The organism is Thermomicrobiales bacterium, assembly GCA_041390825.1.
Lineage (GTDB): Bacteria > Chloroflexota > Chloroflexia > Thermomicrobiales > UBA6265 > JAMLHN01.
The window spans coordinates 43,078-54,627 of the sequence record JAWKPF010000095.1 but is presented as its reverse complement, the minus strand read 5'-3'; the positions used below and the strand labels follow the sequence as shown (position 1 = coordinate 54,627).

Below are 11,550 nucleotides of genomic sequence, written 5' to 3'. Positions count from 1 at the left end.
TGAGCTTTTGGCCGAGCTTGATCACCTGCGCCACGATTGTCGCGCGGCGACGGCTGGCATTGAAGTCGCTGGCGAGCCAGGCCGGCGTGGCGTCGCCCTCCCGGATCATCTGGTCCCATCGTCCGGAGGAAATGCGGGCCTGCAAACGAGGATCGATTCCGAGCGAGCGCAGGAACGTAATACGCTCCGTCAAACCGACCAGATTGCCCGCTCCGGGGGCGTCGGGAGCCGAGCGCAGCCAATGAAAGCGCGTCTGTCCGATCGCCGGATCAACGTCCAACAGGGCATCGAGGGTTTCAAGCTTTTCCGGATCGAGATCCGAGATCAGCGCGTGCTCTGCGCGGCGGCGGGCGACAGCGCGCGCTGCCAACCCCATGCGTTCGATCATGTTCACCGCCGGCAGGAGAACCCGGCGCTCCCGGAACGTGGCAATGATTGCCTTTGCGATCACCGCCCCCTTATCTGTTGTTGAGGCTGCGTCGATGGCTGCCATCAGCGCCGCACGACGGTCATCGGCTGTCGGGCTTCTCATTTCCAGATAGCCGAGCAGGTGTGCGATGTGATCGCGGCGAGTTTCCTCACGGCGGGCGTAGAGATCAAATAGTCTGGGATCAGCGTCGATCTGTTCGGCGACATAATTGAGCATCGCGCCCGGAGGAGTCTCGTTCGGCATGAGCGGCCGGCCAGGATGGCGCATCAGACAGAGCTGCACCGCAAAACCGATTTGGTTGTGCTTGCGCCTGCGAAGCTCGATTTCCAGCCGATCGGCCGGCGACAGCGAATAATGGCGGATCAGGCTGTCTTCGTCGGCTGGAATGTCGAAAAGCTCCTGACGATCCTGAACTTTTAGAAGCGTCCGTTTGGCCATCTTTTACTCCTGCAACTCTGTACCGCTGGCCCAAGCCTCTGTTCGGAAACGGACGATTGCGTACAGGGGCAAAATGACCTGTCCACAAACTATCTTGACAGGCTTTTGAACAGGAAGGATATTTCGGACAGCCTATTCGGACGAAATTGACCCCATGCCACGTACCTTCGCCTATGTCCGCGTCTCCACGATCGGGCAGACCACCGAAAACCAGCTTCAGGAAATCGAAGCAGCCGGCTTTCACGTCGAACCGCGCCGCATCGTCACCGAGACGGTTTCCGGCAGCACCGCCATTGCGCAGCGCCGTGGCTTTTCCCGGCTCATGGATAAGCTGGAGTCCGGGGACATTCTCATCGTGACCAAGCTCGACCGGCTCGGCCGTGATGCGATCGACGTCAGCACCACCGTCAGGACGCTGGCCGAAATGGGTGTGAAGGTCTATTGCCTCGCACTCGGCGGTGCCGATCTCGCCAGTTCGGCCGGTACGATGACCATGAACGTGCTCAATGCCGTCGCACAGTTCGAACGGGATTTGCTGATCGAGCGGACACAATCCGGTCTCAAGCGCGCCAAATCGGAAGGAAAGGCCCTCGGCCGCCCTTCGAGGCTCAGTGAAAAGCAGAAGCAGGATGTGCGCGGTGATCTCGCGAAGGGGATGAGCGTTTCAGCGATCGCCAGGAAATTTGCCACCAGCCGACAGACCATTATGCGGGTTCGCGACGAAGGTTCACGATCCGTTCGACCTTAGCGTACGATTTTGCACTGCTCTTGTTCCGACCCCGCAAGGTGCATTTCACCGGCGTCGAGGTCGATCCCGTCGTCCCCGAACAGCGCACCGGCGAGAAGATGCCGAGCCACCGGGTCTTCGTCGGCCGCGCCGAGATCGGCGCCGCCTGGTCGGAACGCTCGGCTGAGGATCGGGCCTACCTCTCGATCAAGCTGGACGACCCGAGCTTCACGCAGCCGATCTACGCCCGGCTCTTCGAGGACGAAGGCGCAGATCTGGCTGACACGTCGCCCTGTGGGCGTCCTCTCGATGAAGATCACCATGTCGACCGCCTCGCCGATCACTTCGGGCATCGGCGTTGTGCTCACTTCCGCGACGAGCTGCTCAAGGCGCGTCAGCGCCGCGTAGGCGCTGTTGGCATGAATTGTGGCGATGCCGCCGGGGTGGCCGGTGTTCCAGGCCTTAAGCAGCGTGAGTGCTGCTCCATCCCTCACCTCGCCAACGATGATGCGGTCTGGCCGAAGACGCATGGTCGACTTGAGCAGCCGGCCCATGTCGATCGTGTCGGAGGTATGCAGATAGACGGCATTGTCAGCCGAATACTGGATTTCTGCGGTGTCTTCGAGAATGACCAGACGATGTTCGGGAGAGATGTCGACGATCTCGCCGATGATTGCGTTGGTCAGGGTTGTCTTGCCAGAGCCAGTGCCGCCGGCGACAACGATGTTGAGGCGGTTTGCAACCGCGTTGCGGATGATCCTGGCCTGCGTCTCGTTCAGAATGTCGTTCGAGATATAGCTGTCGAGTGCAAACAGTCTGGTCGCCCGCTTGCGGATGCAGAACACCGGGGAAGGCACGACCGGCGTCAGCAGGCCCTCGAAGCGATGTCCGCCAATCGGCAATGCCTCGTCGCTCCGCATCCACAGGCAGGGCCATGAGAGCGGTTCTGCTTGCCCTATTGGCTGGCCTTGCGCTCCCGGCTCCGGCCAGCGCCGAATGGAGTTGTGCTGACGCGATTTATGCATCCGAACTTTGCCCGTGGTTCGGTGAGGCTGCCGATGGTTATGCGGCGCCACAGGTGGCGATGCGATGGTCGAGCGACGGCTATCTTCCCGGCAGCGCCGTCGGACGCTGGAACGACGGCATTTATGTCATCGTCAGCCTTCCCTTCACCGGGCCGTCGGACGCCGCCGCGCTATTGCTCGACATCGGATATGAACCGCATTGGCAGCCGGATGAGGCGCGCACGCTCATGCCGGTGGCGGTGGTCGTGCGGCTGGGAGACGAAGAATGGCGTTCCGACACACCGGAGCGTCTGCCGCCCACAGCGACCAAAGTGTCTTGGCACTATCTCGAGCCTTGGCTCTATGTCGAGGAAGACCTCTACCGCTTCACGTTCGGCCCCGATCTTGTCGCCACCATGTTGGCCACGAGCGCCGCCACGCCCCGGAATTATGGAAACCTCTACGACGATGCCGCCCGAGGTGTGCTGCGCTTCGAAATACTCTTCCGCGACGCCGATGGTGGCATGGTTTTATCGGACGACATCATCGAGATCGACAGCGGCATATGCGAGGAGCGTTGTCAGCCGCGCCTGTCTCTTGCCGGCTTTGCCGAGGCATACGAGGAGAACGTGGCGGATGCCAGTAGATGACCATGTGCCGGAAATCGGGCCGTCACCCGCTGTTCCGCCGTCCTGGTTCGACCGCCTGACAGGCGGAGAGATGCCGCCCAGCGTCGCCGCCGCCGCTGCACTCGACGATTTCGCGGTTGATTTGTCCCTGGCGCCGCGCTGGATGCTGGAAACCGGCTCCGGCGGCAGGCTTGCGCTGAACGTCCGCTCCCATCGTCCGGGGGAACATCTCGATGTCCTGGTGGAATACGCCGGGGACCGTGTGCGGGTCTGTGGCGACTTCACCAAACGAGTCTAATTTGCTGTCGGTCCAGTTCTGTCAGCCGTTGAAAGCCGACACGACAGGTAGACCGAAGAGCCGGGCCCAAGCAACTACTGCTGCATGTTGGATGGAAACAATGTTTGTATCCCCAGTCCACCAGCCGTTCCCGGTTGCAACGATGAGATCGGGAGATATCAGCATCGACTGCAGAACAGGCCACATGATCAACTGCTCGTAGCAGATCAACGGTGCGATCGACTTCCCGGAGAAACTGCCAGTTGGATTGTCAAAAAAGTGCGCGACAGCACCACCGGAGGTCCAGGGCCGCCACATTGAAATCGGCACCGGCATGCGCTCACGATAGACGATCTCGCTTCCTCTAGAGGTGAGGGTAACCATCACATTGTCATAACCGTCATCACCGACGACGATCGCGCCGCCGAGGACTGCTACATCGAGTTCGTTCAGGCCGCGCATCCAAAGTCGTTCCGCGCTCGCCGTCCAGATGCCGAGGGCGCTTTCAGGCAAGATGATATGAGTTGCACCGGCCTCAGCCGCTCGACGCACCAAGGCAATCGTTGCGACATGCTGATTGTAATCCGCGAACTCGCCCGCCGCATACTCAAAGTCCGTGTTAATCCCAATCCAACCGCCTGGAACGCTGACTAGCGCCCAGTTCATCACCGACAGCGCCCATGATCCGGCGAGCACTATTGTCGTAACCGTCCACGCCTGCGTCGTCATGGCCAACAGACAAATGAGGACCGCAATAAGCCCAACCCATCCCCATCCTGGAAATAGCACGCCGGCCGCGGTGATCGGGCTGGCCCACCCGACGATCCCGAATGGCGGCACGCTCATCATTATCGCCGCGACCGCGTAACGAACGGCTTTGGGCCATCCGGACCGAGGTGACCACAGTACGGTGTGAACCAAGACGAATGAAAGAGACGCCGCGACCCAAAGCACGAGACCTAGCCACATATCTGTCGCGTAGAAGATTGAAACGCCAACAGGCAAACCACGCGAAGCCGCCATGAAATACGCCATCGAAACCAGACCGGCGACGAGGCGCGACGGCGAGAAAGCCCAAAGCGCAGGAAACAGACACGCGACCGGAAGCAAAAGCACCTCGCCGCTCCATCCAATGGTGCCGACCGCCGCGGCCGCGGCGATGAACATCGCCATGGTGAAGACGCTACGGCTTGAAGGTGAAAACCGGTTCGGCCAGGCCGAGAACACCTTGCGCCGGGATCGGCCCGAAATATCGCGAGTCATAGGACCCCTCATAATCTGAATGAAGAAACAGCATGCCCGTCGGCACCACGCCCCCAGCGAACGGCCGTAGCGATCGCCCTGCTCCGTCGATCGGCTGCAGGTCCGAACTCGGAAGTGGATGCCCGTCTATCGTCACCGATGAGGCGATTTCGATCTCTTGCCCTGGCAGAGCGACGACGGTTTTGATCAGCGGACTGCGCCAACCGGGACAAAGACCTGGGCGGATGTAGCCGCGCTCGGAAGCCAGATTGAAGGTCGCCGTCTGAGGCGGGCAGATGAAGACCAGATCCCCGACACGAACATCACGGTGGAGCGCATGGATGCGCCAGAGACCGAGCGGATAGCTGGGCGATAAATTCACGCGAAGTTCGACGCCATATCCCGCGGCGCATAGCGCGATCGGAAAAGAGGCGAGAGCTGCAACGATTGCGATACGTCGGCGCCGGTTCACTGGTTGAGACCCTGGCTCTGCCGCTGGGATTGGCGAAGGGCCTCGCTCTGTTTCAGTGCCTGTTGCGTTCGCTCGTGCGCGGCGACCTGCTGCCCGGCCCGCATTACCGGCCATGCTGCGGCGACTTTCTGGCGCCCGCCTTGCTGCATCCCCTCCGTGGTCTTTTCGAAGGCAGGACCAGACGCATCTTTGGCGGCATTGCCTAGGAAGGTTCGCTCGCCGAACCGCTCCGAAACCGCCTTGTTGAAGGTGTCGAGCTCAGCCTTCACCATGCGGTCGGCCAGCGCAAATCCGAGCGCGGCAGGAAGGTCGTTCCTGTCGATGGCGTCCCGTACCTTTTCCATTGCGCGCGCCGCCGCCGGCGACAGAGACGGGATATCGATCGAGGTGCGTTTGCGATGTCGTTCCTCTTCCAACCTGTACTTGGCCGTCACCCTCCTCCTCATATCGAGATAGCGTTCGAGGTCCTTGCGCAGTGCTGGCACATTGGCTTCCGCCACACGACGGTCTTCGCGATCCGCGCGACTCGCCAGGAGCCCTTCTCGACCCTTGAGCGCACCGAAGCTCGCCGCATTTCGTTCGATCTCGCCGAGGCGCTGCCAAGCAACATTTGGGTCTTCGACAACGGCCTCCATGCGCATGGCCTTGAAGGCGCCTTCCGGATCCGCATAGACGAGACGAATGCGGTCGGAAAAGTTGTCCCATTGCTTCTGTAATGCCGGATCGGATTGCAGCTTTTCGTCGGCAGCGTCGTTGACCGACATGGTGAAACTGGAAATGCCCTTGACCATCGGCTCGGCCTTTCTGGGTGTTTGAGGAGATTGTTGAAGCGGGCGATCGGCAAGCCCGAGCCGCGCGCCGGCGGCCCGAAGCCGTGCACCAAGATCGACCAGTTTCTGTTTCTGCCGGATCGTCCACTGCACGCGGTCACGCATCAGCGTCCGCGCGACACGCACGAGATGCAGACCGCGGTTGTTGGCGAAGCGTAGCGCCTGGGCGTAGACCCGCCCGCTCGCATAATCGAGCGTGACTTCCTTGGCGTTCTTACGGGACAGAAGCTTCTCGAGTCCGCCGGCGAGATGGAAAGACCGGCTGCCATAATAGAGCGCCGCGTCTTCACGATGCCGCGTCATCGCGACATAGGTCAGATGCCGGTCGAGCGAGAGCGATGCGAGGACCTTCACCCGATCAACGGTCGCGCCCTGGGATTTATGGATTGTGGTGGCGTAGCCATGATCGAGGTTGCGGTAGAAGCGCTGATCCACGGTAACCTGTTGTGCGGCCTCCCCTTCGCCGATGCTCGCAACGAGCCGACCCGAACCGGCTTCCATGACCTTGCCGATCATCCCGTTCTTGACGCCGAGTGAGCCCTCGTTCTTCAGAAAGACGATCTGGTCGCCGGCGGCGAAGTGCCTGGTGCCGTCTTCCGTCTTGAACTCACATCCCTCATCCACCAGGCCGCGTTCGACCAGCTTCGATCGGGCCATCTCATTGAGCTGGCGAACATCGCGGCGCAGATGCGCGAGGATCAATGTCGACTTGTCCGGATCGTATTCGCGGTTCCAATCTTCGATCAGGGTTTCAATGGCATCGGCCTTCAATGCCTTGCCGATGACTTTGTTCTTCGCCTTGTAGGCAGACAGCGCCGCGCCAACGCGCCCGCGGGCCAGGTCGAGCGAGGCGGCACGCATCCAGTCTTCTTTCTGGCGATAGATGGTTTCGAGCTCGGCATAGCCGGTGCGCTCGACGATCGCACGGAAGGCTGCGCCCGCCTCGATGGGCTGCAACTGCTCGGCATCACCGACCAGGATGAGCTTGGCGCCTGATTTCGTGACGGCCTCGATGAATGTGGCCATCTGCTTCGAGGCGACCATGCCCGCCTCATCAAGAACGAACACCGTCTTGTCGTCAAGACGTCGCCTGCCCTGTTGCCAGCTCAATTCCCAGGACGCGAGCGTGTGTGAGGCGATGCCCGCCTCCTTCTCCAGTCCCTCGGCCGCCTTTCCCGAAAGTGCTCCACCGACCACTTTGTAACCGGCCAGTTCCCAGGCCTCGCGAGCGGCTTTCATCATCGTGGTCTTGCCCGCCCCTGCCCGGCCCACCACGGTGGCGATCCTCACAGCACCCGCAACATGCTCGATGGCGATCCGCTGCTCCAGGGACAGCCGGTCGTGACGACCAAACACGGTTTCCAGCACGCGGGATTTGACAGCGAAGCCGCTCTTTCCCGAAAGCCAGGACGCACGGCTGACCATTTCGGCTTCGAGCTTGATCATCGCGCGTGTCGTCAGCCGGGCCGGAACACGCGCCCCTGTAGCGAAATCGACAGTCTCATCGGCGAGCTTCAGGCAATCCGGGCTTTCCATGATCCGCGTAAGCAGTTGCTGGAAGCGCTGAGGATCGTCGATGTAGCGATGCAGCACCTTGGCGATGTCGCGCAGATCGAAAACGCTCTTCTCCGAGGTGAGAATGTCGAGCACAAGCTCGGGGCGGGCCTCGATCCGCTGTGCGTTGTTTCGTCTTTGCGCCTCATGCAGAGCCAGACGCTCGAGATCGGCTGCCTTCCCATCCTTGCCGGCCTTGCGCTGCAGTGCCTTTGCCGCTACCCCGATATGGGTGGTGGGAACGACATCGATTCCACGCTCGGCGTAGGACCGGCCATCGACCCGGATTTCCAACCCGGCCATTGCGAGATGATGGTTTTGCAGATCAAGCCATCTTTGCCGTTGCTCGAGGAACTCGGCTTTTTCACCGGACCAGAGCCGGTATTGGATCTTCCCGGTCTTTGTTCGCAGAGGCTGACCGTCCGGTCCGATCACCGTGACTTTCTTTGGACCGAACCCGTCCTGGGTGAGCGGCCGCAACGTGGTCATCAGGTGGATGTGCGGATTGCCCGGATCATCATGGAAGACCCAGTCGGCGACCTGCCCGCGTGCCAGCACCTGTTCGAGCACGAACTGCCTGACGAGCGCGATGTTCTGCTCGCGGGAGAGCTCCACCGGCAAAGCGATGATGAACTCCTTGGCGAGCTGCGCGTCACTGCGTCTCTCGAAGGCCTCGACCCTGTTCCAGAAGGCTTCGGCGGCTCCCGCCACCGACCGGTCCGCAATCAGTATGCGCGCCCATTCCGGTGCATCGAGCGGGAGCAGGAACTCTTCATGGGCAAGATTCTTCTTGTTGGAATAATCGACCGTGCGTGCTTCCGCCTCGTGCTCCATTTTCGCGCAATGACGGTAGGCGGCCGAAAGAACCGCACTGCGGCCATCACCGCGTGAAATGAGCTGGGGCGTGAAATGCGTGATCGCCACGGGCCATCAAGCTCCTGAGAACAAGTCCAACCTTGTTCCGGGAGGAAGGCCCCTGCCCTCGGCAAGGGCCGCCCGCAGCACGTCGTCCAAGCGACGTATTACTGCGCCCTTGGACGCATTCCTTCGGAACGCTGGGATCATCTCTCAAAGCGTCGGCTTCGCCGACACGGCATTTCTGCCGGGGTGCGCTCAGCGCGCACTCCGGCGATCCTGCTCACGCCTTTCGGCATTCGCACTCAAAGGGAGCAGACGGAATGAAGAAGCCCGCATCGAAAATCCGAGCCGATATCGCCAGGCTACAGGAGCAGCTCAAAGTCGCGGAAACGCGCGAAGCCGAACGGATCGGACGGCTGGCGCTGAAAGCAGGCCTCGGTGAAATCGAGATCGACGATGCAAAGCTCGTCGCGGCCTTCGAGGAGATCGCCAAGCGATTTCGCGGGGGCGGGACCCAGCAAAGAAAGACCACGTCCGCGCCGGACACGACTGGCGCGGCTTCGGGGCAGAGTAGCGAGGCTTGAGCGCATGCGACAGGCAAGCCAGACAGAAGCCCGCAGGAAGGACACCCGCGAGAAAATCCAGCTTGGCGGCCTGATCGCCAAGGCGGGTCTTCGCTATGAAAAGCGCGCGCTCCTGCTCGGACTGCTGATCGACGGCGCGAGCCGGATCAGGTCCGATGACGAAGAACGCAAGCGCCTGATGGCGATCGGCGAAAAGGCGTTTTCCGATGACAGTGAGTAAGCTCCTTGTGCTGATCGCCGCACCGGTTCTGATGGTCGGCACCTGCATCGGCGTCACCGGCATCGAAACCTGGTTGGCCGGGTTCGGAACCAGCTTGCAGGCGCAGCAGACACTCGGCCGGATCGGGCTTGCCCTGCCCTATGTCATTACCGCCGCAATTGGGGTGATCTTCTTGTTCGCGGCGCGCGGCGCCGTTGCGATCCGCGCCGCCGGGCTCGGGGTTCTGACCGGCGCGGTCGGTGTGATCGCGATCGCGGCGATCCGTGAGTTCGGCAGGTTGAATGCTTTTGCCGATTCCATTCCCGAGGGGCACAACATCATCGAATATGTCGATCCCTCTACAGGCATTGGTGCAGCAATCGCCATGATCGCCGGCGTTTTCGCCCTGCGGGTTGCATTGCGCGGCGATGCCGCCTTCGCGACCATGAAGCCGCGCCGGGTAAGCGGCAAGCGGGCGATCCACGGCTCGGCCGACTGGATGGCGATGCCCGAGGCCAAACGCATGTTCGGCGAAGCGGGCGGAATCGTTGTCGGCGAGGGCTATCGCGTCGACAAGGACAGCGTTGCGAGCCGGACGTTTCGCGCTGATGTGAAAGATAGCTGGGGCTCGGGGGGCAAGTCGCCGCTCCTGTGTTTCGATGCGTCTTTCGGATCGACCCATGGCCTCGTCTTCGCAGGATCGGGCGGGTTCAAGACCACCTCGGTGACGATCCCCACGGCGCTCAAATGGGGCAGCGGCCTCGTCGCGCTCGACCCGTCCAACGAGGTCGCGCCGATGGTCATCGATCAGCGGCGGCGGGCCGGGCGCGAGGTCTTCGTGCTCAGCCCGAAGGACTCGTCGGTCGGCTTCAACGTGCTCGACTGGATCGGCCGCTTTGGCGGCACGAAGGAAGAGGATGTCGTTGCCGTCGCGAGCTGGGTCGTCACCGATGTCGGCAAACAGATCTCCATGCGTGATGACTTCTTCCGGGCCTCGGCCCTGCAGCTCATCACCGCGCTGATCGCCGATGTCTGCCTCTCGGGGCACACGGAGAAGGAAAAGCAGACGCTCCGCCAGGTGCGCATGAACCTCTCCGAGCCTGAACCCAAACTGCGCGAACGGTTGCAGACGATCCACGACAAATCCGAGTCCGAATTCGTGCGCGAGAACGTGGCGGCCTTCGTCAACATGACCCCGGAAACATTCTCCGGTGTCTACGCCAATGCGATCAAGGAAACGCATTGGCTAAGCTACCCGAACTATGCGGCCCTCGTTTCGGGGTCGAGCTTCTCCACCGAGGACATCGCAGGCGGCAACACTGACATCTTCGTCAACCTGGACCTTAAGACGCTCGAGGCGCATCCCGGCCTCGCGCGCACGATCATCGGCGCCTTGCTCAACGCGATTTACAATCGGAATGGAGAGACGAAGGGCCGGACGTTGTTCCTTCTCGATGAGGTCGCACGGCTGGGTTACCTGCGCATCCTGGAGACCGCGCGGGACGCCGGTCGCAAATACGGGATCAGCCTGCTTCTCCTCTTCCAGTCGATCGGTCAGATGCGCGAAACCTATGGCGGGCGGGATGCGACATCGAAATGGTTCGAGAGCGCGTCCTGGATGTCGTTCGCGGCGATCAACGATCCGGAAACCGCGGACTACATCTCGCGGCGTTGCGGCAACACGACCGTGGAGGTCGACCAGCTCAGCCGCACATCACAAATGTCTGGCTCGTCGCGAACACGCTCAAAGCAGTTGGCCGCTCGGCCGCTGATTTTGCCTGAGGAAGTGCTGCAGATGCGCGGCGACGAGCAGATCGTTTTCACGGCGGGCAACCGGCCGCTCCGGTGCGGGCGCGCGATCTGGTTCCGGCGGGAGGACATGAACTCGGTCGTTGCGACGAACCGGTTTCATCGGGAAGACCGAAGATGAATGGCGTGAATCGATGACGGGCTATCGATTCACAGAACTGATTGGACATGGGAATCCGTGTCGGCCAGACTCTTCCCATGTCTTCACGCGAAGCCGAGCCAGTCCACCTACGCCGCATCGACCTGGCACAGAACATGCGGCGATTCTACTGCCTCTCCGTTCAGCCGACGCTGTTCGGCGGTGCATCTCTCATTCGCGATAGGGGCAGGATCGGAACGCGCGGCCAGACGATGATGGAGACATTCGATACGGCCGACGATGCCGATCTCGCATTTGACTGTCTGGAGCGAAGCAAGAGGCGCCGCGGTTATCGCGATGCCTTTCTGGTGGAGCAGCACCAATAGGTGCGATCGATGAGCGCTGACACGCGAAAGGC

At 61.5% G+C, this 11,550-nt stretch carries 12 protein-coding genes; 7 read left to right on the top strand and 5 right to left on the bottom strand.

Going from position 1 to position 11,550, the window contains the following annotated elements:
- On the bottom strand, positions 1 to 868 hold an 868-nt coding region (locus R2855_20420; GenBank protein ID MEZ4533372.1), incomplete at its 3' end, for a DUF4158 domain-containing protein.
- Between the two features lie 154 nt (positions 869 to 1,022).
- Between R2855_20420 and R2855_20415 the strand changes: the two genes are divergently transcribed.
- On the top strand, positions 1,023 to 1,616 hold the full coding sequence (locus tag R2855_20415) for a recombinase family protein (protein MEZ4533371.1): 594 nt from the start codon (positions 1,023 to 1,025) through the stop codon (positions 1,614 to 1,616).
- Here the strand turns inward: R2855_20415 and trbB are convergent.
- Entirely contained in the window at positions 1,613 to 2,515 is a 903-nt protein-coding gene (gene trbB, locus R2855_20410) for a P-type conjugative transfer ATPase TrbB (GenBank protein ID MEZ4533370.1), read from the bottom strand. The genes R2855_20415 and trbB overlap by 4 nt on opposite strands.
- A gap of 14 nt (positions 2,516 to 2,529) precedes the next feature.
- Here trbB and R2855_20405 point away from each other — a divergent pair, with 14 nt between their 5' ends.
- Positions 2,530 to 3,249 carry a hypothetical protein gene (locus R2855_20405; protein MEZ4533369.1) on the top strand — a complete coding sequence of 240 codons (720 nt, stop codon included), beginning with the start codon at positions 2,530 to 2,532 and terminating at the stop codon, positions 3,247 to 3,249.
- Positions 3,236 to 3,526 (top strand): hypothetical protein, encoded by a 291-nt coding sequence (locus R2855_20400; protein MEZ4533368.1) that lies wholly within the window; start codon positions 3,236 to 3,238, stop codon positions 3,524 to 3,526. Before R2855_20405 ends, R2855_20400 begins: the two co-directional genes overlap by 14 nt.
- Before the next feature lie 21 nt (positions 3,527 to 3,547).
- On the opposite strand, the gene R2855_20395 is transcribed toward R2855_20400, so the two are convergent.
- The 3 genes from R2855_20395 to traA are packed head-to-tail and all read right to left on the bottom strand — an operon-like array spanning position 3,548 to position 8,527.
- A complete protein-coding gene (locus R2855_20395) occupies positions 3,548 to 4,678 on the bottom strand; it encodes a conjugal transfer protein TraB (protein ID MEZ4533367.1) in 1,131 nt (376 codons plus the stop codon).
- A gap of 10 nt (positions 4,679 to 4,688) precedes the next feature.
- A complete protein-coding gene (gene traF / locus R2855_20390) occupies positions 4,689 to 5,333 on the bottom strand; it encodes a conjugative transfer signal peptidase TraF (GenBank protein ID MEZ4533366.1) in 645 nt (214 codons plus the stop codon).
- Positions 5,216 to 8,527, bottom strand: a complete 3,312-nt coding sequence (gene traA, locus R2855_20385) for a Ti-type conjugative transfer relaxase TraA (protein ID MEZ4533365.1) — start codon at positions 8,525 to 8,527, stop codon at positions 5,216 to 5,218. Before traA ends, traF begins: the two co-directional genes overlap by 118 nt.
- A gap of 254 nt (positions 8,528 to 8,781) precedes the next feature.
- Between traA and traC the strand changes: the two genes are divergently transcribed.
- Genes traC through R2855_20365 form a run of 4 tightly spaced genes read left to right on the top strand, consistent with a single transcriptional unit; the run spans position 8,782 to position 11,518 of the window.
- Positions 8,782 to 9,045, top strand: coding sequence for a conjugal transfer protein TraC (gene traC, locus R2855_20380; protein ID MEZ4533364.1), 264 nt, complete (start codon positions 8,782 to 8,784; stop codon positions 9,043 to 9,045).
- A gap of 4 nt (positions 9,046 to 9,049) precedes the next feature.
- Positions 9,050 to 9,265, top strand: a complete 216-nt coding sequence (gene traD / locus R2855_20375; protein ID MEZ4533363.1) for a conjugal transfer protein TraD — start codon at positions 9,050 to 9,052, stop codon at positions 9,263 to 9,265.
- Positions 9,252 to 11,174 (top strand): Ti-type conjugative transfer system protein TraG, encoded by a 1,923-nt coding sequence (gene traG / locus R2855_20370; GenBank protein MEZ4533362.1) that lies wholly within the window; start codon positions 9,252 to 9,254, stop codon positions 11,172 to 11,174. The genes traD and traG overlap by 14 nt, the downstream gene beginning before the upstream one ends.
- A gap of 47 nt (positions 11,175 to 11,221) precedes the next feature.
- Entirely contained in the window at positions 11,222 to 11,518 is a 297-nt protein-coding gene (locus R2855_20365; protein ID MEZ4533361.1) for a WGR domain-containing protein, read from the top strand.
- The last annotated feature ends 32 nt before the right edge of the window (positions 11,519 to 11,550 follow it).